Origin of the sequence: Ureibacillus sp. FSL W7-1570 (genome assembly GCF_038593265.1) — a bacterium.
Taxonomy (GTDB): Bacteria; Bacillota; Bacilli; order Bacillales_A; family Planococcaceae; genus Ureibacillus; species Ureibacillus suwonensis.
Map to the genome: position 1 here is coordinate 1,237,374 of NZ_CP151979.1, position 24,864 is coordinate 1,262,237.

The window sequence follows — 24,864 nt, forward strand, 5'->3', positions numbered from 1 at the left end:
ATTGATAGAAAAAATCATTTAGTCCCAGGAAACTTCAATCGAGTAGGAGGGAGCGATTAACTCCCGTCCTCTCACACCACCGTACGTACGGTTCCGTATACGGCGGTTCAATTAAGATCATTGACGCAAGTTTTTATAACTTCCGTGAATAGCTGTTCTCTTTATGCCAGTGGTCACTCCACCCTCCAAGAGGTCCCCCACGGGATTCACCGCTTCCTTCCTCAAGTGAGGTACTACGTTTTCTGTTTTCATCATGACTCACTGAATGCCAAGGGCTATTCTCTCTTAATTGTTCGGTCCTTCTTAGTTGTTCTAGACCAACTAATACTATGACCTCTGCTGACTTCTGACGGTTCAGCTACTTATCACTAAGTAGGTTATGAAGCGTACTTCACCTATCCGCCAGACCTCCCCGGGTAAGTACATGCACTTTCACACCATCTATCCGCCTCATCTACTCGATATGACCTTCGACAGAAAGAGCTTTGTTTTGTTTTGCAAACTCACTCAATCATACCTAGCCTTATATGAGGTTCGTGTTCCTCGGACCGGTGTTTTGCCTCCAGCTTCCTTCAGATTCCGCGTCACCACGGACACCCTTCGTTGAGCTAACCTCTACTTCTGTCTTCGGGGTTCGGGACTTACACCCTATAGTTCATGTACATGCCGGGCGCACAAAAACAAAAAAGCCGCCTGGACAGACGGCTTTTTTGATCAACTTTCAAATCACAAAATGACGATTTGAAAAGGGGGTTTCGATTCAAACTCTACACGTCGAGTATGAAGATTTCGTATCATGATTGTAAAGAGATTGTTAATTTTCTTTGTATAGAGGAATAAATACCCGCATACAAGTTCCTTTGCTCACTTCGCTTTCCACTTCGATTTTTCCCCGGTGCGCTTCCACCAAATGCTTCACAATCGCAAGCCCCAATCCGGTACCGCCGGAATTTCTGCTCCGCGCTTTATCCACCCGGTAAAACCGTTCAAAGATGCGTGGGATTTCACTTTTCTCGATCCCTATCCCTTCATCTTCCACTTCAACGATCCCATATTTTTCATCTTCTTTAATGCGCAAAGTAATGGCTGTATCATTTGGGGAATAGGTAATGCTGTTCATGATCAAATTTGTAAAAATTTGAATCAATCGGTTTTCATCGCCGAGCACTTTCACATCCCGCTGTATATCAACATCAAATTCCATATTTTTTTCATCCATTTTCGGGCTTGTGACTTCCACTGCCCGAATCAACACATCTTTCAGACTGGTCGGAGCCAACTGCACCATAAAACCGTGCTGTTCAATTTTTGATAATTCCAATAAATCCTGGATCAACATTTGGAGACGGTAGCTTTCTTGATATATGATTTCCAAAAAGGATAACAGCATTTTTTCATCTTCAAATGCCCCATCCAACAACGTTTCCGAAAACCCTTTAATCGAAGTGATCGGTGTCCGGAGTTCGTGGGATACATTCGCAACAAAATCTTTCCGTATCTGCTCCAAACGGATCAGTTCAGTGATATCATGCATGACAATGACAATTCCGAGCCAACGCCCATGCTCGCCGACCACGGGTGCCCCATACACCTGTTTATAAATTTTTTCGTTATTCCTTTCAATTTCAATCTGTTTCCGATAAGGCAGCTCCGTCAAAAACACATGGTCAATAAATAATTCCAACTCCTTTGGCAAATCAAGGGTCAAAAAGTTTCTGCCTTTCACTTCATTCAAGGATAATTGAAATTCGTCCAAAAACTGTGCATTGGCGATGGAAACCGTCCCTTCCCTGTCAATCATCATAATGGCGCTCCCCATGTTTTCAATCAACGTTTTCAGCCGCTCGTTTTCCACTTTTCTCATCTTTTCGATTTCCTGAAGATTGCGCGCAAGCATATTGATGGATTTTCTCAGTTCGGTTATGGTTGCCGTGCCGCTTGCATAAGCCCTTGCCCGATAATTTCCTTTGATCAATTCCCGTGCAGTATGAATAATATCCTCGATCGGATCCAGCAGTTCCTTGATTAGCCGGTTGGCAATATAAGCAATCAATAAAAAAGAAAACACCAGCAAAATCGCCAAAATAAAAGCCAACTGGTATTTGAGCTGTTCAATTTGCTGCTCTGTGAAAGGAATGTCATTTTTTAAAAAAAAACTTTCCATATAGAAAGGAAATAGCTGACCCAGTACAATACCAAGGACAGCTATTACAGAACCAGTCAGCGCAATGAAGATGAAAAACAATCGATTATTTCGTGATTTCATAGCTTAGGCTCCTCAAATTTATAACCGATCCCTCTTATCGTTTTGATAAACCGCGGCTTCCGGCTATTTTCTTCGATCTTATCCCGCAAATGACTGATATGCACATCAACGATCCGGGTATCCCCGACAAAATCGTAATTCCATACGGCGCTTAACAATTGTTCCCGGGTTAAGACCCGGTTTTTGTTTTCTATCAAATACACCAGCAATTCAAATTCCTTCGGTGTAAAATCAAGGGGCGTGTTGTCTAAGAAAGCCTCAAAGCGTTCAGGATACACTTCCAGTTTTCCAAATTGATAATGCTTCTTCTTTTCCTGTTCCGGTTGGACGGACTGGAACCGGCGTAAAACCGCTTTGACCCGTGCAACGACTTCTCTGGGACTGAACGGCTTTGTCATATAGTCATCCGCCCCCAACTCCAGTCCCAACACTTTGTCAAATTCATCTCCGCGGGCCGTCAACATAATGATGGGAATATTTTTCTTCAGGCTTCTCAATTCTTTGCAAATTTCCATCCCGTCCATCGAGGGCAACATTAAATCCAACAGGATCAAATCAGGTGATTCATCGAGCGCTTTTTCAAACCCTTCCTTCCCGTCATTTGCTGTCAGGACTTCATACCCGGCGCGTTCCAAATTATATTTCAGCAAAGTGGCAATGGATGCTTCATCTTCTACAACTAAAATTGTCTTGTTTGATGTCATTTTTTCCTCCATGATTGTTATTTGATTTGAAACCCCCATTTCAAATCAATCATTTGTTCACTTTATTGGAGGCATTACTTTTACCAATCCTCGCATGACATGTTGGTGGTTTTTATTCATCCCATTGATTTGAATATTCACTAAATTATTTTCATAATCGATATGTTGAACTTCCAATAAAATTTCGATGGTTTCATAATGGTATACCGGTTCTAAATATATTAAATTTTGCTCCCGAATATGCGAACCTGGACCGGGCAAATACTTGGAAATCGCGCTTGTCACAATCCCATTCAACATGATCGGTGGGACAATCGGTTTTTTGAAAGCTGTTTCTTTCGCGTAGTCGTGTTGGATATACAAAGGATTATTGTCATTTGTCAAACCCAAGTACAAAAGTAAATCTTTGTCTTCAATTGTTTCTATCAAGTGAACCCTCTCGCCAACTGCAATCTCATCGATTTTTTTGCCAATTTTGGTTCTAGTGCCTTTTAACAATTGAATGATTCCTCCTAAATTAATGACGTCAATTTCATAGTATCAATTTTTTCAGAAAATAGCCACAATAAAAGAGAGGAATCAATTTAAGGCACTCATGAGGCTTTTTACCGACTCGGCGGATTTTTTCAACGCCGCTTTTTCATCTTCCGTCAAATCCAATTCAAATATCTTCTCAACCCCGTTCGCGCCGAGCAGAGTTGGCACACCCAAATAAATGCCCTCGAAACCATACTCTCCTTCCAAATAAGCAACAGCAGGCAAAATGCGGCGCTGATCCTTGATGATGGCCTCCGCCATTTCCACCAATGCCGCGGCGGGAGCGTAATAGGCGGAACCGTTACCCAATAAGTTGACAATTTCACCGCCACCGACACGTGTCCTTTGAACAATTTGTTCCAGCCGGTCTTTTGGAATCAATGTTTCAACCGGAATCCCTCCGACATAAGAATAGCGGGTGAGTGGAACCATTGTATCTCCGTGCCCTCCTAATACAAATCCGGAGACATCTTTGACGGATACATTCAATTCCTCTGCGACGAAAGCGCGAAATCTTGCTGTATCCAATACCCCCGATTGCCCCAGCACTTTATTTTTCGGAAGGCCGGATTCTTTATAAGCAACATACGTCATCGCATCGACCGGATTCGTTAATACAATGATTGTCGGATTTGATGAGTGTTTCATAATCTCTTTTGTGACAGATTTGACGACTTTTTGATTGATTTGAACCAAATCATCCCGGCTCATTCCCGGTTTTCTTGCAACCCCTGCCGTAATGATGACCAAGTCCGAATCAGCGGTATCTTTATAATCTGACGTACCGGTGACATATGAATCAAAGCCTTGAATCGGCGCCGCTTCCCACATGTCCAAAGCTTTGCCTTTCGTTGGATTTTCAGCCTCAGGAATATCAACCAAAACCACATCGCCCAATTCCTTTTGGGCCAACAAAAAAGCGGTGGTTGAACCTGTAAAACCTGCACCAATCACTGAAATTTTCTTTCTTTTCAAAGACATATGTACTACCCCCAATTCAAAATAAATTCTATATATAAGTATATACAAAAAGGGTCGTCCCAATTTAACGCTTGAGACGGCCCTTTGTTTATTGGAATTCAACAAAAGCTTTGGAAAATCCTTCAAACTTTTATGAACTTTTTCATTTATAAATTAAAGATTTTTAATTAGTGCATCTGCGAATTCAGAACATTTCACTTCTGTCGCACCTTCCATCAAACGTGCGAAGTCGTATGTTACGACTTTAGAAGCGATTGTTTTTTCGATGGATTTAGTAATTAAGTCAGCAGCTTCTTTCCATCCAAGGTGTTCAAACATTAATACACCAGAAAGGATTACTGAAGATGGGTTCACTTTATCTAAACCTGCATATTTAGGAGCAGTACCGTGAGTTGCTTCGAAGATCGCATGGCCAGTTACATAGTTGATGTTTGCTCCTGGAGCGATACCGATACCGCCGACTTGTGCAGCCAATGCGTCGGAAATGTAGTCACCGTTTAAGTTCATTGTAGCCACTACATCGAATTCTTTTGGACGAGTTAATACTTGTTGTAAGAAGATATCAGCGATTGTGTCTTTAACGATGATTTTGCCGGCTGCTTCTGCTTCAGCTTGAGCTTCGTTGGCAGCTTCCACACCTTTTTCCGCTTTGATGCGGTCATATTGATCCCATGTGAATACTTTATCGCCGAATTCGCGTTCAGCTAATGCATAACCCCATTTTTTGAAGCCGCCTTCAGTGAATTTCATGATGTTACCTTTATGCACTAAAGTTACAGATTTGCGGCCTTCGCGGATTGCATATTCGATTGCAGCGCGGATTAAGCGTTCAGAACCTTCGATGGAAACCGGTTTGATACCGATTGCGGAAGTTTCTGGGAAGCGGATTTTCTTAACGCCGAATTCATCTTGTAAAAATTTGATTAATTTTTTCGCTTCTTCAGATTGTGCTTCGTATTCAATACCTGCATAGATGTCTTCTGTATTTTCACGGAAAATGACCATATCTACATGTTCAGGATGTTTTACAGGAGATGGAACACCGTCGAAGTAACGTACAGGGCGTAAGCATACGTACAAGTCTAATTCTTGGCGCAATGCTACGTTTAGAGAACGAATTCCCCCACCTACTGGAGTTGTAAGAGGACCTTTGATTGCGATTAAATATTCGTTGATTTTATCTAAAGTTTCTTGAGGTAACCATTCGCCAGTTTGATTGTAGGCTTTTTCACCGGCAAGAACTTCTAACCATTGAATTTTTCTTTCTCCGTTATAAGCTTTTTCTACAGCCGCATCGAACACACGAACAGCAGCAGCCCAAATATCCGGACCTGTACCGTCTCCTTCGATGAAAGGAATGATTGGATTATTAGGTACAATTAATTTACCATTTTCTACCACAATTTTACCGTTAGTCATGTATGTTGCCTCCTATATTCATAAGTCTAGGACTGTGTTAGATCTAACACAGTCCTAGTGTATTTTAGCATATTTTCTAAAAATTTTTCATTCCAATTTAAAAATTATCTTTCTTCGATTGGAACATATTGTTGATGTTTAGGACCCACGTATTCAGCACGAGGACGGATCAAGCGGTTATTTGCATATTGTTCAAGGATGTGAGCAAGCCATCCTGATGTACGGGATACTGCAAAGATTGGTGTGAATAGGTCATGCTCGATATCAAGTGAATCATACACTGATGCAGAGAAGAAGTCAACGTTTGCTGGAAGTCCTTTTTGACCTACAACGATGTCATGAATTTTCACTGACATTTCATATAATTCCGGTTTGCCTTTTAGGTTTGTCAATTTTTCGCTCATAACGCGTAAATGTTTCGCGCGTGGGTCTCCTTTGCGGTATACGCGGTGACCAAAGCCCATGATTTTTTCTTTGTTGTTTAATTTATTCATGATATAAGGTTCTACATTTTCGATTGAACCGATTTCAGTCAACATTTTCATTACTTGTTCGTTAGCTCCACCGTGAAGCGGCCCTTTTAATGCGCCGATTGCAGCAGTGATTCCGGAATATACATCGGAAAGTGTGGCTACACAAACGCGTGCAGTGAATGTAGAAGCGTTCAATTCATGGTCTGCATGCAATACTAATGCTTTGTTGAAAGCTTCGATTTCGATTGGATCTGGCTCTTTGCCATGCAACATATATAAGAAGTTTGCTGCATATCCTAATTCAAGTTTTGGAGCAACTGGCTCTAAACCTCTGCGGATGCGAGAGAATGCAGCTACGATTGTACCAATTTTAGCTTGGATGCGGATTGCTTTTCTGTAGTTTGCTTCATCGCTCATTACATCAGCTTCGTCATCATATGCGCTCAATAAAGAAACAGCAGTACGCAATGCTGCCATTGGATGCACTTTGTCAATAGGCATCGCTTTGAATAAATCGATCACTTGTTGAGGAATTTCCGCATTTTCAGCAAGTTGTTGTTTAAGTTCTTCCAACTCTTCTTTCTTTGGTAGACGTTGGTGCCATAACAGATAAATAACTTCTTCGAATGAAGAGTTTTCCGCTAAGTCATCGATGCTGTAACCTACATATGTAAGTGTATCATCGATTATTGAACTAATTTTGGATTCAGCAGCAATAATACCTTCTAAACCGCGTGTTGCTGTCATAAAAAATCGCTCCCTCTCTAAAATATTTAATGAATGCAAATTCTAATTGTAAGTGCTTTCTTTTTCTTTTATGACACTTACGGTCGTTTCGCTCAAAATGAACCTATTATTAAATCGCTTACAACGAATATTATAATAAATTTTGACGTCTTTGTGAATAATTTTTCAAAAATAAAGAAAAAAAAGTAAACCGAATAAAAAATCTGCGTTTTCGAGAATTTTTGTTCTTCAACGAGATTATATTCACTGGATTCAGGGGTGATGATAATTGCAATTGAATAAATTTTCTGTCTATTACAACAAAAATATTGTCCAATTTTTGGCCCTCATATTATATTTTGCTTTGCTTTGGCTCATATTGCCAATCTCGTTGGCCATATTCTGTGCATATTTATTATATCCCATTATTCACTTTTGCAATCAGCGATTGAAACTACCTTATATTATAATTGCCATCATTATATCTATATTAATTTTCATATCATTTTATTCCTTCTTTTATATTACAATTCAAAGCATTATCTCCATTTATCCTGAAGTGAAAAAACAAGTGGAAGATCTACAATTTTTTGACTCCAAATATGTTTTCCTTTTGGAAAATATCTTTAACGAGTCGCTGACATACATCGATACGGCAATCATGGGCATGGCAGGCTATTTGCAGAACATCTTTCAATATGTATTTGAAATTTTTGTTTTTCTGGTAGCTTTCTACTTTTCCCTGTTTGAATCAAAAAGGGACCGGTACTGGTTTTTCATCTATGTTCCGAAATCATATCGCAGCAGTTGGAAACAGTATTTCACAAAAGCTACAAATCTATTCAGCTATTTCTTGTACGTCAATTTCCAGTTGTTTATCATCACTTTTTTTCTTCTCAGCATTGGACTTGCATTGCTGCAATTTGAGAAACCGGTGAACAAAGCCTTTTTGATTTCTTTTGCAGATGTCCTGCCGTTTTTCGGAATCGGTTTATTTCTGATTCCGATCGCCATCTACTTTTTTGTAACAGGAGAAAAGTTTCTATGTTTTGCATTGCTATTGCTCTATGTTTTTATACAAATTACAAGGCAGCTGACTGAATCATTGCTATGGGCGTCCACCTTTCAATTGCGGACGGTCCACACATTTTTCATCAGCGCTGCCTCCATTCTGTTATTTGGCGTCTATGGAATTATACTGAGTCCATTTTTGTTATTGATTGCAGTAAAAATTAAACAAAGTGTTAACGCTGGATAATGATGACCTGATTGTTTTCCATTTTTCTTCGGATCCATTCCACGATCATCGGCTTGTACAACTGTCGTGTCCATGGAAGGACCATCGTAAAGGCGATAATATCAGAGATGAAGCCGGGCAAAATAAATAATACGCCTCCCAAAAATATGAGAAATGCATCAACCATCGCATGCCCAGGAGGTTCTCCCCGGTAAATGCTGTCCCGGAGATTTTGAAGGGATTTTAAACCTTGTTTTTTCGTAATCACAACTCCCACTAAACTTGCCAATATAATAAGCAGTAACGTGCTTAAAACACCCAGCCAATTTCCGACTATGATAAACATGGCAATTTCAAACAAAACAAACAAAATACTGATGAAGAAGATTTTTCTCAACGGATACCCTCCATTAGAGTCATTTTTCTCATAAAGTAAATACGAAAAAGATAGGAAAAAAGTTTCAATAAATTTTCGCATGATGAAAATTGAGGCTGTTTAAAAAGTATGCTCCTTTTTAAACAGCCTTTCATTTGATCATGCTTACAAGACGCTTGCATGTCCTTTATAAATAACGCCGGTTTCCGCATCCATCGTAATTTCCTGTCCGTGCCGGATGAGTGAGGTTGCTTCTTTCACACCCACGATGACAGGGATCCCCAAGCTGAGACCGACAACGGCCGCATGGCTTGTTAAGCCTCCCTCTTCGGTGATGATGCCGACACATTTTTCAATCACCGGCATCATTTCCCGATCCGTTCCGACCGTTACAAGAATTTTTCCTTCCACATCGTAGGCTTGCGCTTCTTCCGCATTTTTCACAACAACCGCTTTGCCTACGACCGATTGTTTGCCGATGCCTTGTCCGCGGGCTAACAGGTCGCCGATCACATGGACTTTCATCAAGTTTGTCGTACCTGATTCGCCGACTGGAACGCCCGCTGTAATGATCACGACATCACCATGATCCACATAACCATGTTTCAATGCTTCATCAACGGCAAGTTCCAAAATTTCATCCGTTGTTTTTGCTTTATGGGTTACAATTGGTAATACTCCCCAAACCAGTGTTAATTTTTGCGCAGTGGACTGGCTATCCGTAATGGCGATAATCGGTACGCCAGGGCGGTATTTTGCGATCAATTTGGCTGTAACGCCGCTTGCTGTCGGGGCAAGTACCGCTTTTACCCCAAGATTGATGGAAGTATATGAAACGGCTTGGGAGAGGGCTTCTGTCATTGTCGTTTCTTTTTCACGGCTTCTTGTTTGGACGATGGTGCGATAGTCCAATGAGTTTTCCGTAAATTCCGCAATACGGTTCATCGTTTTTACCGATTCCACCGGATACAATCCCGCAGCCGTTTCTCCGGAAAGCATGATCGCATCCGTACCATCCATAATGGCATTGGCGACGTCACTTGCTTCCGCGCGGGTTGGACGCGGATTCCGCTGCATGGAGTCAAGCATTTGGGTTGCCGTGATAACGGGTTTTCCCAATTGATTGCATTTTTTGATCAATGCTTTCTGAACAAGCGGAACTTCTTCTGCCGGAATTTCCACCCCCAAGTCTCCCCGGGCAACCATCAATCCATCGGAAACTTCAATAATTTCATCGATATTATCTACGCCTTCACGGTTTTCGATTTTAGGGATGATTTGGATGTGCCCACCGCCATTTTGTTCAAGCAATTCACGGATTTCCAGCACATCTTTCGCTGTCCGGACAAAGGAAGCGGCGATAAAATCGACCCCTTGTTCTATGCCGAATAGAATATCCTTCGCATCTTTTTCGGTAATTCCAGGCAATTTGATGGAAACTCCAGGGACGTTTACACCTTTTTTATTTTTCAAAACGCCGGCATTTTCAACGATTGTATGAATTAATCCTTTCTCGTAATCTTTCGCCAATACCCGCAACTGAATGAGTCCGTCATCCAATAAAATAATATCGTTTTGATCCACATCATATATCAATTGGTCATACGTAACCGAAAAACATGTTTCATCGCCGAGCACTTCTTTCATCGAAATATCGATGACTTGTCCCGTTTGCAAATGGACTTCCCCGTTTTTCATATCATGTGTCCGGATTTCCGGACCTTTTGTATCGAGCAAAATGCCGACAATCTTATTTAACCGGTTGGCGACATCCCGGATGGTCGCAATGCGCATCGCATGTTCCTCATGAGTGCCATGGGAAAAGTTCAATCTCGCTACATTCATCCCTGCTTTCATCAGTTCTTCAAGAACTTCTGGAGATTCGCTTGCAGGTCCAATGGTACAAACAATTTTTGTCTTTCTCATATCCATTCTCTCCATCTTTTAAATATATTTATATTGAAAGTTCTTTTGATAAAGTATATAAGCTTATATCCGCTTGATGCTTTGTTGTAAAAATCTCCTGTAAATCATAATCATAAACTTCTTGATTTTTTATACCCACTGCACGGCAAGTCTTGCCTTCCAACAATAACTCCACCGCATAAGCGCCCAGCCGGCTCGCAAGGACCCGGTCAAAGGCTGTTGGGGAGCCTCCCCTTTGAATATGTCCCAACACGGTAATTCTTATATCAATACCGGTTCTTTCTTTTATCATATCGGCCAGTTGGGAGGCAGGCATGACTCCTTCGGCAACAATGATGATGCTGTGTTTTTTCTTGCGCGCTTCTCCCCGTTTCAAGCGGGCAATGATATCATCCAAGTCAAAGGGTTCCTCCGGTATAATAACAGATTCTGCGCCAGCCGCAAGCCCTGACCATAATGCAAGGTCGCCGGCATCTCTTCCCATCACCTCAATGATGAAGGTATTCTCATGGCTTGTGGCTGTATCACGGATTTTGTCAATCGCATTGACTACCGTATTTAACGCCGTATCGAAACCAATGGTAAAATCCGTGCCCGGAATATCGTTATCGATTGTTGCAGGTACACCGATGCATTTAAAGCCCAATTTCGTTAATTCATAAGCCCCGCGGTAGGAACCGTCTCCCCCGATCACGATCAGCCCATCGATTCCCGCCTCTTTCATTTTTTCTATCCCCTGCTGTCTGTATTTTTCTTCCATAAATTTTGGGCAACGGGATGAAAAAAGTTTCGTTCCCCCCCGTTGAATAATTCCGCCAACGGAACCAAGATCCAACAATTCCATTTTACCTTGAATAAAGCCTTCGTATCCATGATAGATTCCATAAACCTCAACATCATGGTAGTTCGCTTTTCGCACGACGGCACGAATGGCCGCATTCATGCCAGGTGCATCGCCGCCGCTCGTCAATACGCCGATCCGTTTCATATTTCTCCCTCCAATCTTTAATAAGTTTAACAATATCATAAAAAATTTCCTTTGGAACAAGTAAATTCAATCACTTTATTATACTCCCATTATAAACGAACCTTGGAAATGAAAATGACAAAATCCTGATAAATTTGGATTTTGTCATTGTAAAGGGTGAAAACATTATTGAACATTTTCTTCAATATAGTCCCCAATTTGACGGAATTTATCATAGCGATCCTGGATAATTTCTTCTTCTGACATGACCGTCAATTCGTCCAGCCCTTTTTTCAAGTATTCTTTTAATATGTTTGCTTGTTCAGCCGGATTGCGGTGGGCCCCTCCAGGCACTTCAGGAATGATTTCATCGATGATGCCCATTTCCTTCAAGTCTTGGGCAGTGATTTTCATTGCCTCCGCCGCTTGTTTTGCAAGGCTTGCATCCTTCCATAATATGGAGGCGGCACCTTCCGGAGAAATTACGGAGTATGTGGAATTTTCCAGCATATAAATGCGGTTTGTCACGCCCAATGCCAAAGCTCCGCCGCTTCCCCCTTCACCAATGACCATGCTGATGACAGGCACCTTAAGTCCGGCCATTTCAAATAAATTTTTGGCGATCGCCTCACTTTGCCCGCGCTCTTCCGCCGCTTTTCCCGGATAAGCCCCTTTTGTATCAATAAAGCAAATAATCGGACGTTTGAATTTTTCTGCTTGTTTCATTAAACGCAGCGCTTTGCGGTACCCTTCCGGATGGGGCATACCGAAATTCCGGCGAATATTTTCCTTCGTTCCTTTTCCGCGCTGATGGCCAATAATGGTCACCGGCTGCCCTTCAAAGGACGCGATTCCTCCGACGATCGCTTCATCATCGGAAAAGTATCGGTCACCATGCAATTCGATGAAATCTGTAAATATTTTCTCAATATAATCAAGGGTGGTTGGCCGCTCCGGATGTCTCGCCACTTGTACCCGATTCCAAGGTTCCATATTCGAATAAATTTTGATTTCCAATTGGCGCAACCGTTCTTCCAATGTCCGGATCTCATCGGACATGTCTACATTCGCCGTTTTGGCCAATTCCCTCAATTCATCTATTTTTTCTCTCAGTTTAATGATCGGCTCTTCAAATGATAAAGGTTTAGACATGAGATACTCCTCCCCTCTTGTGCAATTTCACAATCGTCGCCACTTTATCCCGCATTTCTTTGCGATGGAAAATGGCATCCAGTTGGCCATGGGCGAGCAAAAATTCTGCCGTTTGGAAATCATCAGGCAACTTTTCCCTCACCGTTTGTTCAATCACCCTTCTCCCGGCAAAACCGATGAGCGCTTTAGGTTCGGCAATATTGATGTCCCCGAGGGATGCAAAGCTTGCTGACACTCCACCGGTTGTCGGGTCCGTCATGATGGAAATGAAGAGCAACCCTTCATCGCTGTGCCGTTTTAATGCAACGCTCGTCTTTGCCATTTGCATTAACGAGATGACGCCTTCCTGCATCCGTGCACCGCCGCTTGCAGTGAAGATGATGAACGGCACTTGCATTTCCGTCGCTTTTTCGATTGCGCGCGTAATTTTTTCACCGACAACGGAACCCATGGAACCCATTCTGAAATGGGAATCCATCACCGCTACAACCACATTTTCCCCTTTCAACGTTCCGCTTCCGGTTAAAACCGCTTCGGACAATCCCGTTTTTCTCATATCCGCTTCCACTTTTTCGATGTAAGAAGGGAAATTCAGCGGATTCGTCGTGCGCAAATGTTCATCAAAAGGTGTAAATGATTCCACATCCAAAAAAGAGTCGATCCGTTCCCATGCCGTCATTTTAAAATGATGGTCGCAGTTTGGGCATACTTTAAAATTCGTTTCCACTTCTTTCGTTAAAAAGATTTTTCGGCATGATGGGCATTTTGTCATTAAATCCGCCGGAAATGAACTTTCTTTTTTCGGATTTAAAATGGCCCCTTTCGATTTTTTACGATTTAAAGATAGCAAATCTTTTATCGCCACGTTTTTTCCCCCTAGTAATCATTTTTATTCTTCACGGAGCTTTATAAATAGTCCAGCCATTCGGTATATGCTTTTAAAGCTTCTTTTTCATAACCGAGCCGCAATGAGGTCAACAATCTTTGCAAAATCGGTTTTTCTTCCTCCGTCGTCACTTTTTTTAATGCACCTGCGCTATAAGCGGCGAGTTGAATCCATATGCGCAAAGCCAAACGATTTTCAGAGGCGATCAATAATTCGCGCAAAATATGATCCCGAATGACTTCCGTTTCCAATTCAATTTTTAAAAATAAGCTTTCCCAAACGGGGAGTTCCCTTAACCGTTTATTTGCACAAATGATGCGTATCGCTTCTTTTTCATGAATTTCCCGGGTTTTATGGACATCACGTATCGATTGATTTTCTTGCAAAATAAAAGTCGCCAATAATTCCACAAGCCGGTATTGTTGCGAAGAGGCCAAAAAAGTGCCTCCACCATGCCGGGTTTCAATAATGCCCAGCAATTCCAAGCTGCGGAGCGCCTCCCTCACCGAAGATCTGCCGACACCCAGCATCTCTGATAAAACTCTCTCGGAAGGCAGTTTGTCACCCGGTTGCAGTTTTTCCCTAATAATCAAGTCTTTCAATTTGCTGACAATTTCCAGAAAGACTTTTTTGTTCTCCTGTTTCTCATTCATGTTCACTTTAATCTTTTTAACAACCCCTTATTCCGATCCCGTTGGAAAGGATAGTTCAGAGAAGTTCACCATTTCGACAAAAAGTGGTCAGACCACTTTTGTTCCAGTTTACAAAATGTTTTCTCCTTTGTAAAGAAAAAACTGTGCAAAAACGCACAGTTTCTGTAATTTCTGATAAAAACTCTCTCGTTATTGAAGCAATTTAATTATTTTTATGATAATTTGAGGCTGATTAAAACGGTATTGCACTTTTCCTTCCAGATAGACTAGCAGGTCTTCTCTCAGCCAACCCATGCATTCATTATATTGTTTCGGAAAAATCGTGGTGGATATCGAACCATACTCATCCTGCACTTGAACAAAGGCCATCAATTCTCCGTTTTTCGTGCGGAGTTGACGAATGGATTCCACCATTCCGGCAAATTTCACATAAGTGTCCTGCGGTGCCCGCTTCAACTGAAGAATGTTGGTATCGACATGCAGACGTTTGCGCACGGTTTCAACCGGGTGTTCCGTCAAATAAAACCCTAATACTTCCTTTTCAAATTGGAGTTTCATTTTATTGGGAACCGGTGGAACTTCCATATATTTCGGCTTTCCAAACAAAGAAGCCTGCGAAGTGAATAAATTCTCATCTTCTGTCGGCCGGACGATTCCAGCATGTTTTTCCGCCGCTTCAATCGTCGCTAGAAGCGTTGCCCGGTCTTTGCCGAAGTCGTCGAGCACCCCCGCTTTGATCAAGGGTTCGATGGATTTTCGCGTGAAATATTTCCCGCTCAATGCAACGGCCAAATCGAACAGGTCGGAAAACTTGCCTTGCTCCTTTCGAACCTCCATCAATTTTTGCAAAAAGGATTGGGAGACGCCCAATATGGCTGATAAGCTGAACCTGATGCTTCCGTTTTCCACGGTAAACACTCTGCCGCTTTTATGGAGGGATGGACGCAAAATGTTTATGCCCTTGCTTCTCGCTTCCACAATAAAGGAGAACAACTTATCTTGATTTCCCGTTGCAAAAGTCATCATCACCGCGTAAAACTCCAAAGGAAAATGGGCTTTTAAGTAGGCCATTTGATAGGAAATCATGCTATAAGCTACTGCGTGGCTTTTCGCAAATCCGTAATCCGCAAAGCGGACGATCTGTTCATATACCGATTCCGCCACTTCTTTGCCGTATCCTTTGTTAATGGCACCATTGACGAAAGCGACTCTTTGTTCTTCCAACACTTCCCGCTTTTTCTTGCTGACCGCTCTTCTTAGCAAATCGGCCTGTCCCAGGGAGAATCCCGCCAAAATGTGTGCAATTTGCATGATTTGTTCCTGGTACACAATGATGCCGTACGTTTCTTTCAGGATCGGCTCCAAATCCGCATGGGGCATAATAACAGGCTCAAGCCCCTTTTTTCTTGCCGCATAAACCGGTATAAACTGCATTGGTCCGGGTCTGTATAAGGCATTCACCGCGACAATATCGGAAAATTGGGTAGGGACAATTTCCTTCAGCGCATTTTTCATCCCTTCCGATTCCAGCTGGAAAATCCCCAACGTATCCCCTTTTTGCAAAAGTTCAAAGGTTTGTTTGTCATCAAGTGGAATCTCATTGAGATCGATACGCCGATTTCGGGTGTAGTAAATCATTTTTTGAATTTGTTCAATCATCGTTAAATTGCGCAATCCCAAAAAGTCCATTTTTAGCAGGCCCATTTGTTCCACTTCCTGCATCGGCCATTGGGTCAGAAAAATGCCGTCATGCCCCTTTTCGATCGGAACGACCTCCACCAAAGGAACCGGGCTTAACACAACTCCTGCCGCATGGGTGGAAGCATTCCGGGGCAAGCCTTCCAATTTCAGCGCCGTTTCAAACCAGCGTTTCCGGATTCCTTCCCCTCCGACCCAATTTCTGAAAGCCTCATTCGTCTTATATGCTTCCATCAATGTGATGCCCGGCTTATTCGGAATAAAGCGGGAAATCATTTCAAGGGTATCCGGTTCGAAATTGAACATTCTTGCAACATCCCGGGCTACGGCCTTTGCTGACAGCGTTCCGAAGGTGATGATTTGTGCCACATGCTTTTCCCTATATTTTTTTGCCACATATTCGATGACTTCTTCCCTTCTCGTATCGAGAAAGTCTATATCGATATCCGGCAAGGTCACCCGCTCGGGATTCAAGAACCGCTCAAACAACAATCCATATCGGATCGGATCCACTTGGGTGATGTACAGGGAATAAGCGACCAGGGAGCCTGCGGACGAACCCCTTCCAGGTCCTGTTAAAATATGTTGTCTGCGGGCATAATTCATAAAATCCGCCACAATCAAAAAATAATCCGAAAAGCCCATGGAACATATGATTTCCAGTTCATAATTCAATCGGTTCACGTAAATTTCATTGGGGGAATCCGTTTTTAAGCGTTCTTTTAGGCCCTTTAACGCAAGCCTTTTTAACACCTGTTCGGCACTTTGTCCTTCCGGCAAAGGATATTTCGGCATGATATGTCCTTTCTGCTCAATTTCCACTTGGCATCCGAGAAGCATCTTTCTGCTTTCTTCCAACCATTCTTTGCGGTCTTGAAACCATTTCATCCATTCTTCCCGGGTTGGGGTATAATGGTGCCCTTCTTCTTTCAAAGATGATTGTTCACTCAGTTTGACACCCAGATCGATGCTTCTGGCCACCCGATAACTGAAGGCATCTTCCCGCTTTAAATATAAACATTCATGAAGTGCCAGAATCGGAATATGTAATGTTTCACTAAAACGGAGGACTTCGCTTTCAAATGCGGATTTTTCCCCGCCTATTCTTGAAATCCCCAACCATAACCGACCGTGGAAAATCCCCTTCAACAATTCAATCATGGAGGCATTCTCCAACCAAACCCCATCATCATCGATGGCGGGAATGACGATGCAAATGCCTTCCGAGTAGCCTTTTAGCCACTGGATCGGCAAATGTTCATCATCTCTTATGGCAATGCTGCTTGAGATTTTTAACAGATTTTTATAGCCGATGTTGTCCCGTGCGTAAATCAGGAGGGGCAGAACGATGCGGCCGGATTGTATTTTGGCGGTCAGGCCAATGACGGGATGAATCCCTGCCTTTTTTAATCCATGGTAAAAAGGCAAAAGCCCGTACAATTTCGAATTGACGATTGCACAAGCTTCTGCCTTTTGTTCAACTAAAAAAGGGATGAGTTCTTCCATACGAATCGTACTTTTTAATAAATCTGCACTTGTTCGTATTTGCGGATAAACGGACATCTGCATCCCTCCCAACTTTTATTGATACTCTTTGCAAAGCTGTTTCAAGTCTGCAATCACTTGATCCACTTCTTCCCATGAATAGGCGGTCGCACCGGATGCCAAAGGATGTCCGCCTCCATGGTATTTTTTTGCAAGCTCGTTGATGATTGGCCCTTTGGAACGCAATCTTACACGGATTTCATTTTCTTCTTCAACGAAAATCGCCCAGGCACGGACCCCTTTGATATTGCTGAGGGAGCCCACCAATGAGGACGTTTCGGAAACAGTGACATCAAATTCTTTCAACAGTTCTTTCGGAAGCTTGATGAAAGCAGCTCCGTTTTCATCCATTGTGAAGTTTTGATACACATATCCTTGCAATTTCAATAAATTCTCTTCCATCTCATACATGCCATTGAAAATTTCATTGCGGTCAAATGAATATTGTATCAATTGTCCCGCAATTTCAAAGGTTCTTGTTGTGGTGCTTGGAAATAAAAATCTGCCCGTATCTCCAACAATTCCCGCAAAAAGGAATCTCGCCGATTGTTCTGTCATTTTCCAATTTTTATAAACCCGGCCTTCTTCATACAATTCATAAATCATTTCACTGCAGGAACTGGAAGCGGTGTCAACCCACAACAAATCGCCGTAAGCATCATCATTGGGATGGTGATCGATTTTTATAAGAAAGTCTCCTTTGGAAAATCGTTGATCATCAATTCTTTCTGTATTTGCCGTATCTGTCACTATGACAAGTGCCCCATTATATACCTCATCCGGAATATTGTCCGGACGGTCCAAATAAGACAATAATTCATCATGGGTGCCAACAGCATATACCTTTTTATTTGGATAATTGTCTTGGATCAATGCTTTTAACCCCATTTGGGAACCGTATGCATCCGGATCCGGACGGACATGCCTGTGAATGATGATGGTATCATATTGCTCAATTGTGTCGATGATTTGTCTTTTCAAATTATGACCCTCCAAAATATGATAAAAATTTTAATTAGTATATTAGCATTTTTCTAAAAAAATCGTTACAATAATTTTAGTTTGTTTAGGAGGTTCTGAAAATGCTGAATGCTTTATTGGTCACACTTATTATTGCTTCATTCGCCGCTTATTTTTACTATAAAACGAAACAATTCCGTTCCACTTTGCCGATCCAAAAAAAATGGTATAAAGCAAAAGCAGGCGTTGCTTTAGGTCTTTTTGTCGTTTTTTTTGGATTGAACACCTTCGTGGTACAAGATTCAATGTTAGGTTATATTGTCGGGGCAGTTTTTGTCATCGTGGGATTAATGGAATCCTATTTCAATTTGAAACGTGCAAAACACGAAGGAAAATTTGTCAAACAGGAATATGAATTAAACAAACAGTAATTGTAAGAAATAAACTTTGAAAAAAGTTGTCCAATCGTGCTTGGACAACTTTTTTTATGCAGTTTAACGATCGAGCAACTGGAAGGTGGCCATCGCTTTCCCAACGAGTGAATCTTCATGAAAAACATCAAAATCCATTTTCACGAATTTTCTACTCATATCCAATATATGTGGAACGACCTTTAGCACACTATCCATCTGAATCGGCTTGATATAATAAGTGGCAATATTCTCCAGCACGGCATCTCCCCGTTTTCTTCTTTTCAATGCAATCAATCCCACTTCCGTGAGCAGGGTCGTAAAGGCACCATAAGATACCGCACCATATTGGTTCGTCATCTGTGGAGTCACCGTAAACTCGACGACAACCTCTTCTTCGCCCAGCACTTTCATTTCGCCTTTGACGATATCATCAATGGTCTCGCCATGCTGCGGTTGGTGTTGGGATGTTTGCAACGCTTTCAATACGTCCTGGCGGCTGATGACGCCTTGCAAATATCCGTCATCATCCACCACCGGTAGCAGATCGATTCCTTCCCAAACCATCCGGTGACCCGCCGAAGCGACACTGGTTTTCATGGAAACCGAAATCGGATGTTTTGTCATGACTTTTTCAATCAATTCGTTCCCGTCTTTCCCGAATACGTCCTTCACAGTGACAATTCCCACTAATTTATTATTTTTTGCAACAACCGGAAAAGCGCCATGGGATGTATGGGCATTCAAAGAGTGGAAATCGGCCACCGTTTGACCGACCGTGAGTTTCGCCGTATCTTCCAACTTCACATAAATGTCTTCTATCAACAAGATGTCCTTTTTAATGAGTTGGTCATAAATGGCACGGTTAATCATTGTTGCAACGGTAAATGTATCATAACTGGATGAAATGATCGGCAATTCCAATTCATCGGCAAGCCTTTTATTTTCTTCCGTCGTATCAAAACCGCCCGTGATCAACACGGCAGCTCCCGTCTTTAAGGCGTTGTAATGGGCTTTGATACGGTTGCCGACAATCAAAAGGCTTCCCGGATCGGTATAGCGCATCATATCTTCCAGCTGCATTGCGCCAATGACAAATTTATTCAATGTTTTATGCAGCCCCGCTTTTCCACCGAGCACTTGTCCGTCCACGATATTGACGATTTCAGCGAAAGTCAAGCGTTCAATATTTTCTTTCTTTTTCTTTTCAATTCGGATTGTTCCGACACGTTCAATGGAACTCACCAAGCTTCGATTTTCCGCTTCTTTGATTGCCCGATAAGCCGTGCCTTCGCTTACCTGCATTTCTTTCGCAATTTGCCGGACTGAAATTTTTTCGCCAATAGGTAGTGACTCGATATATTGCAGTATTTTTTCATGTTTTGTTGACATCGATATCACCTGTTTTCATCGTACTTTCATTCTACTCCCATAGTGTACCATATTTTCAATTATGTATAGAAAAAAATCGAGAAAGCCGTCATGGATATTTTCAAAAAAGAAAATTCCCCATAACCTGCTTTCTCTTGTCCTATTGATTTAGCATCCGCTTTGATATTTAAGGCAATTCAACCTTTTGCCCCGGCTCCAAAATTTGCACTCTGCTGTTTTTCACCAATTTGGCAAAGTCATTAGGATCTTGTTTAATTAACGGGAATGTATTGTAGTGGATTGGTACGACTGTTTTCGGTCTCAACAATTCCACCGCATATGCCGCGTCTTCCGGTCCCATTGTGAAGTTGTCCCCGATTGGCAAGAAAGCGACATCGATGTCATTGCGGTCGCCAATCAATTTCATATCACCGAATAACGCAGTGTCGCCTGCGTGATAAATAGTCAAACCTTCCGCATAGAACAAGATTCCGCCAGGGTTTCCTGCATTGACGACTTCCGTTTCCGTTTCATAAGTGGAACCGTGGAAAGCAAGGGTATATTTCACTTTACCGAACGGGAACTGATACGCCCCTCCAACGCCCATCGGATGCGCATTCACGCCTATTTTTTGCAGATATACGGCAAGCTCATTCAAGGCCACCACTTGGGAATTGTTCGCCTTTGCAAGGGCGATCGCATCCCCTACATGATCGTTATGACCGTGTGTAAGCAAAATAACATCCGGTTTTTCTTCTTCCGCTTTTAAATCTGTCAAAGGGTTTCCGGTAATAAACGGGTCGATTAGGATCGTGGTACCATTCGTTTTGATCTTTACAACAGAATGACCATGGTAAGAAATTTCCATTAAGATTCCCCCTCCAATAAATTAAATTCATCTTCATTATTTCTACATATCCATCTTTTTTCCTTCTTTTTGCTATACTAATACTGTAATATTTCAAATTCGTGTTTATTAACACAATGTTGGAGGAAATTTTCATGAAGAAAAGAATTGAAAAGGTCCAGTCATACTTGAAGGATCAGCATATTGATTTGGCTTTTATCACAAATCCCGATAATGTTTTTTATTTTTCCGGTTTTCGGAGCAATCCCCACGAGAGATTACTCGGTATTGCAATCTTTCAGGATATGGACCCGTTTATCATTTGCCCCAAAATGGAAATTCCGGATGCAAAAGCTTCCGGTTGGCCATTTGATGTGATTGGTCATGGCGATACGGACCAGCCATGGAACATATTGGCAAATGAAATCCAATCCCGTACAAAGAACATTTCAACGATCGCCATTGAAAAGGAACATCTCACAGTCGATCGCTATGAATCGCTGCAATCGTGTATTCAAGATGCAAGTTTTGTTTCAATCGATGAGCAAATGAATCAATTACGGGTTATCAAAGATGCCGATGAACTCGAAAAATTAAGACAAGCTGCCGCGCTTGCGGATTACGCGATAGATGTTGGCGTAAAAGCCATCAAAGAAGGGATCACGGAACTGGAAATCGTCCAAATCATTGAAAGCGCCATCAAGGAAAAAGGATACTCCATGTCTTTTGAAACGACTGTATTGTCCGGACCAAAGGCGGCATCCCCGCATGGTACGCCAGGCAACCGGAAAATCCAAAAAGGTGATTTCGTTTTATTCGATTTAGGTGTCATCTATGAAGGATACTGTTCCGACATTACCCGCACCGTCGCTTTTGGGGAAATTACGGAAGAACAACGGAAAATCTACGAAACCGTGAAACGTTCGAACGAACAATCCATCAAAGCAGTAAAACCCGGCGTTCGCTGCATGGATTTGGACAGAATTTCCCGGGACATAATTTCACAGGAAGGATATGGCGAATATTATACCCACCGGTTGGGTCACGGCCTCGGCATTTCAATTCATGAATTCCCATCCGTAACAGGAACAAATGAGTTGGAATTGAAGCCGGGAATGGTCTTTACAATTGAACCTGGCATTTATAAAACCGGAGTTGCCGGAGTCCGTATCGAAGATGATGTCGTAGTGACGGAAAACGGCGTTGAAGTATTGACAAAATATCCAAAAGAATTGATTATCCTTCAATAACGTGACGGAGCTTCTCTTTCTCCTTGAGACTTGAGAAGCTCCATTTTTTATACCGTCGTTTTCTTTTTCCCCAAATACGCTTCAACGATCCGCTCATCTTTGAGCAAATCTTTTGCGAAACCTTCCATGATGATTTTTCCGGTTTCCATGACATAACCATAATCCGCGATTTTCAACGCTTGTTTCGCATTTTGTTCCACCACTAATACGGTTGTTCCTTCCTCTTTAATCTCTTGAATGATGCGAAAGATTTCCGAAACAATGATGGGAGCAAGCCCCATCGATGGTTCATCCAGCAGCAACAGCTTCGGTTTTGAAAGCAATGCGCGGGCGATGGCCAGCATTTGCTGCTGGCCGCCAGACAACGTGCCTGCCAATTGAGTTTGGCGTTCCTCCAAAATGGGAAACCGTTTCATCACCTGTTTGATGTCCTCTTTTACATTGCCATCTTTTCGATGATATGCGCCCATTTCAAGATTTTCCAGCACGGTCATTGTTGATAAGATCGCGCGTCCTTCGGGAACGAGCGCGATTCCTTTTCTCAGGAGTTGATGGGGTTTCAATCCCGTCACATTTTGACCTAAAAATTCCACCGTCCCTTTTTTTGGTTTTAACAGACCTGCAATCGTCCGCATCGTCGTCGATTTGCCGGCCCCATTCGCTCCAAGAAGGGTGACGATTTTCCCTTCCTCCACTTCCAGATTGATTCCTTTTAAAGCCTGAATCTGTCCATAATAGGTTTCGATGTTTGTCAACTTAAGCAATCGACTCTTCCTCCTCTTTGCCGAGGTAAGCCTCGATCACCGCTTCATTATTTTGAATCTCTTCCGGCTTCCCTTCCGCCAACTTCTCCCCAAAGTTTAAAACAGTGATCCGATCGCATAACCTCATCACCAGGGACATATCATGTTCAATGATGAGAACGGTAACGCCCATTGATTGGATGGTTTTAATCAGCTCAAAGAGGCTTTCCGTCTCGGTTTCATTCATGCCGGCCGCCGGTTCATCAAGCAATAATAGTGTTGGATTGCTCGCCAGTGCCCTTGCTATCTCCAACCTTCTTTGCTGACCGTACGCCAGATTTTCCGCAAATTGATCCTTCCATTGTTCCAGCCCGACGAGCGCCAACAATTCTTCCGCTTTTTCCTTCAGCCTTTGTTCCTCTTTCTTCTGTGATTTCACCCGCAAAACGCTCCGGAAAACCCCTGAATTCACTCTTGAATGTCCGCCGACCATCACATTTTGCAGTGCGGTCAGTTTAGGAAACAAACGGATGTTTTGGTATGTCCTGCAAATACCTTTCTCGGTGATTTTATAAGGCTTCAACCCCGTAATCTTTTCTCCATTAAAAAAAATCTCTCCGGAAGTCGGTTCCACCAGATTGGTGATGCAATTGAACATCGTCGTCTTACCGGCTCCGTTTGGTCCGATTAAACCGTAAATTTCACCTTGTTGTATGGAAAAAGAGATATTTTTTAATGCGGTGATACCGCCAAAACTTTTTGTGATATTTTTTACTTCAAGGACCATCAGCCAGTCCCCCTTTTCATTCTTTTTCCTCTCATCCGGAGTAATAAATGGACATCCAAAATGCCTTGAGGGCGAACGGCCATTAAAATCACAAGCATAATCCCGTACAAAATGTAACGATAGTCGCTGACAGAACGCAATAATTCAGGAAGCAATGTCAAGATCACCGCTCCAAAAACGGAACCGATGACCAGTTCACTGCCGCCAAATACCGTAAAGATCAAAATTTCCACTGCCCGATGGTACGAAAAATCGGCAGGTGAAATAAAGCCGATGGTATGGGCAAAAAGAGCTCCGGCAAGACCTGCGATAAAAGCCCCCTGGGCAAAAGCCAGCACTTTATAATAAGTGATATTGATTCCCATCGATTCTGCGGCTTTCTCGTCCATTTGGATGGAAGCAAACGCCCTTCCAATTCTCGAATTTTTCTGGCGAATCACAAACCACAACAGAACCGACACAATGATCAATAACAAAATGGCAAGAGCCAAATAAACAAATTGGTTATTTCTCAAACCGAATGCTCCGGGTTCCAACCCCGCCGCTTTCGCAACGTTCAACAAAGATCTTCCCAATTGGGGGATTCCCGTCAGTCCGACCGATCCTTTCGTCACGTTCTCCCAATTGATAAAGAATACGCGAATCACTTCCCCAAAGCCTAATGTGGCAATGGCCAAATACACCCCTGTCAGTCTTAATGAAGGGATTCCGACAATGATGCCGACCACTCCTGCCAACAGTGCGCCAACCAGGATGGTGATATAAAGGGGCAGTTCAAAATGAATGGCCAGGAGTGCGGATGTGTATGCACCGATTCCCATAAATCCCGCGCTTCCCAACGATAATTGTCCGCTTGACAATGGGACATACACACTTAATGCCAACATGATATTAATCAAAATGAAGCATAACACTTGCAAATAATATGGATTTAACACTTCTCCCAACAT

General features: G+C 42.5%; 23 protein-coding genes. 3 read left to right on the top strand and 20 right to left on the bottom strand.

Annotated elements, in window-relative coordinates:
- Positions 1 to 117: 117 nt before the first annotated feature.
- The 7 genes from NST13_RS06045 to citZ form a co-directional block, all read right to left on the bottom strand.
- Positions 118 to 255, bottom strand: coding sequence for a hypothetical protein (locus tag NST13_RS06045; RefSeq protein ID WP_342470359.1), 138 nt, complete (start codon positions 253 to 255; stop codon positions 118 to 120).
- A 559-nt stretch (positions 256 to 814) separates the two neighbouring features.
- Positions 815 to 2,266: an ATP-binding protein gene (locus NST13_RS06050; RefSeq protein ID WP_342581647.1), complete on the bottom strand. Its 1,452-nt coding sequence runs from the start codon at positions 2,264 to 2,266 to the stop codon at positions 815 to 817.
- Entirely contained in the window at positions 2,263 to 2,970 is a 708-nt protein-coding gene (locus NST13_RS06055) for a response regulator transcription factor (protein WP_342468951.1), read from the bottom strand. Before NST13_RS06055 ends, NST13_RS06050 begins: the two co-directional genes overlap by 4 nt.
- Positions 2,971 to 3,027: 57 nt before the next feature.
- Positions 3,028 to 3,468, bottom strand: coding sequence for a MaoC/PaaZ C-terminal domain-containing protein (locus tag NST13_RS06060; RefSeq protein ID WP_342468950.1), 441 nt, complete (start codon positions 3,466 to 3,468; stop codon positions 3,028 to 3,030).
- Positions 3,469 to 3,549: 81 nt separating this feature from the next.
- Positions 3,550 to 4,488 (bottom strand): malate dehydrogenase, encoded by a 939-nt coding sequence (gene mdh / locus NST13_RS06065; RefSeq protein WP_342468949.1) that lies wholly within the window; start codon positions 4,486 to 4,488, stop codon positions 3,550 to 3,552.
- Positions 4,489 to 4,641: 153 nt separating this feature from the next.
- The gene (gene icd / locus NST13_RS06070) at positions 4,642 to 5,907 is read right to left on the bottom strand and encodes an NADP-dependent isocitrate dehydrogenase (RefSeq protein ID WP_342468948.1); all 1,266 of its coding nucleotides are present in this window, start codon (positions 5,905 to 5,907) and stop codon (positions 4,642 to 4,644) included.
- A 104-nt stretch (positions 5,908 to 6,011) separates the two neighbouring features.
- Positions 6,012 to 7,127 carry a citrate synthase gene (gene citZ, locus NST13_RS06075; protein WP_342468947.1) on the bottom strand — a complete coding sequence of 372 codons (1,116 nt, stop codon included), beginning with the start codon at positions 7,125 to 7,127 and terminating at the stop codon, positions 6,012 to 6,014.
- Between the two features lie 268 nt (positions 7,128 to 7,395).
- Here citZ and NST13_RS06080 point away from each other — a divergent pair, with 268 nt between their 5' ends.
- Positions 7,396 to 8,364: an AI-2E family transporter gene (locus NST13_RS06080; RefSeq protein WP_342581648.1), complete on the top strand. Its 969-nt coding sequence runs from the start codon at positions 7,396 to 7,398 to the stop codon at positions 8,362 to 8,364.
- Here the strand turns inward: NST13_RS06080 and NST13_RS06085 are convergent.
- The 8 genes from NST13_RS06085 to NST13_RS06120 form a co-directional block, all read right to left on the bottom strand.
- On the bottom strand, positions 8,351 to 8,740 hold the full coding sequence (locus NST13_RS06085; protein ID WP_342468945.1) for an FxsA family protein: 390 nt from the start codon (positions 8,738 to 8,740) through the stop codon (positions 8,351 to 8,353). The genes NST13_RS06080 and NST13_RS06085 overlap by 14 nt on opposite strands.
- A gap of 144 nt (positions 8,741 to 8,884) precedes the next feature.
- Positions 8,885 to 10,645: a pyruvate kinase gene (gene pyk / locus NST13_RS06090; protein ID WP_342468944.1), complete on the bottom strand. Its 1,761-nt coding sequence runs from the start codon at positions 10,643 to 10,645 to the stop codon at positions 8,885 to 8,887.
- 28 nt (positions 10,646 to 10,673) lie between these two features.
- Entirely contained in the window at positions 10,674 to 11,633 is a 960-nt protein-coding gene (pfkA, locus tag NST13_RS06095; RefSeq protein ID WP_342581649.1) for a 6-phosphofructokinase, read from the bottom strand.
- A 165-nt stretch (positions 11,634 to 11,798) separates the two neighbouring features.
- A complete protein-coding gene (gene accA, locus NST13_RS06100) occupies positions 11,799 to 12,764 on the bottom strand; it encodes an acetyl-CoA carboxylase carboxyl transferase subunit alpha (protein ID WP_342581650.1) in 966 nt (321 codons plus the stop codon).
- Entirely contained in the window at positions 12,757 to 13,629 is an 873-nt protein-coding gene (gene accD / locus NST13_RS06105; RefSeq protein WP_342468941.1) for an acetyl-CoA carboxylase, carboxyltransferase subunit beta, read from the bottom strand. The genes accA and accD overlap by 8 nt, the downstream gene beginning before the upstream one ends.
- 41 nt (positions 13,630 to 13,670) lie before the next feature.
- Positions 13,671 to 14,303: a GntR family transcriptional regulator gene (locus tag NST13_RS06110; RefSeq protein WP_342581651.1), complete on the bottom strand. Its 633-nt coding sequence runs from the start codon at positions 14,301 to 14,303 to the stop codon at positions 13,671 to 13,673.
- Positions 14,304 to 14,492: 189 nt separating this feature from the next.
- Positions 14,493 to 17,564 carry a DNA polymerase III subunit alpha gene (dnaE, locus tag NST13_RS06115; RefSeq protein ID WP_342581652.1) on the bottom strand — a complete coding sequence of 1,024 codons (3,072 nt, stop codon included), beginning with the start codon at positions 17,562 to 17,564 and terminating at the stop codon, positions 14,493 to 14,495.
- An 18-nt stretch (positions 17,565 to 17,582) separates the two neighbouring features.
- Entirely contained in the window at positions 17,583 to 18,527 is a 945-nt protein-coding gene (locus NST13_RS06120; protein ID WP_342468938.1) for a bifunctional oligoribonuclease/PAP phosphatase NrnA, read from the bottom strand.
- A 101-nt stretch (positions 18,528 to 18,628) separates the two neighbouring features.
- On the opposite strand from NST13_RS06120, the gene NST13_RS06125 reads away from it, so the two are divergent.
- Positions 18,629 to 18,937 (top strand): YtpI family protein, encoded by a 309-nt coding sequence (locus NST13_RS06125; protein WP_342468937.1) that lies wholly within the window; start codon positions 18,629 to 18,631, stop codon positions 18,935 to 18,937.
- A gap of 63 nt (positions 18,938 to 19,000) precedes the next feature.
- Here the strand turns inward: NST13_RS06125 and NST13_RS06130 are convergent, their stop codons facing one another.
- Together NST13_RS06130 and NST13_RS06135 are read right to left on the bottom strand one after the other, a co-directional pair.
- Positions 19,001 to 20,308 (bottom strand): DRTGG domain-containing protein, encoded by a 1,308-nt coding sequence (locus tag NST13_RS06130; RefSeq protein ID WP_342468936.1) that lies wholly within the window; start codon positions 20,306 to 20,308, stop codon positions 19,001 to 19,003.
- A gap of 166 nt (positions 20,309 to 20,474) precedes the next feature.
- Positions 20,475 to 21,155: a metal-dependent hydrolase gene (locus tag NST13_RS06135; protein ID WP_342581653.1), complete on the bottom strand. Its 681-nt coding sequence runs from the start codon at positions 21,153 to 21,155 to the stop codon at positions 20,475 to 20,477.
- A gap of 134 nt (positions 21,156 to 21,289) precedes the next feature.
- Here NST13_RS06135 and NST13_RS06140 point away from each other — a divergent pair, with 134 nt between their 5' ends.
- On the top strand, positions 21,290 to 22,384 hold the full coding sequence (locus tag NST13_RS06140; RefSeq protein WP_342468934.1) for a Xaa-Pro peptidase family protein: 1,095 nt from the start codon (positions 21,290 to 21,292) through the stop codon (positions 22,382 to 22,384).
- 47 nt (positions 22,385 to 22,431) lie between these two features.
- On the opposite strand, the gene NST13_RS06145 is transcribed toward NST13_RS06140, so the two are convergent.
- The 3 genes from NST13_RS06145 to NST13_RS06155 are packed head-to-tail and all read right to left on the bottom strand — an operon-like array spanning position 22,432 to position 24,864.
- On the bottom strand, positions 22,432 to 23,148 hold the full coding sequence (locus tag NST13_RS06145; RefSeq protein ID WP_342468933.1) for an ABC transporter ATP-binding protein: 717 nt from the start codon (positions 23,146 to 23,148) through the stop codon (positions 22,432 to 22,434).
- Positions 23,141 to 23,914 carry an ABC transporter ATP-binding protein gene (locus NST13_RS06150; RefSeq protein WP_342468932.1) on the bottom strand — a complete coding sequence of 258 codons (774 nt, stop codon included), beginning with the start codon at positions 23,912 to 23,914 and terminating at the stop codon, positions 23,141 to 23,143. The genes NST13_RS06145 and NST13_RS06150 overlap by 8 nt, the downstream gene beginning before the upstream one ends.
- Complete coding sequence (locus NST13_RS06155; RefSeq protein ID WP_342468931.1) at positions 23,914 to 24,864, bottom strand: branched-chain amino acid ABC transporter permease; 951 nt, start codon at positions 24,862 to 24,864, stop codon at positions 23,914 to 23,916. Before NST13_RS06155 ends, NST13_RS06150 begins: the two co-directional genes overlap by 1 nt.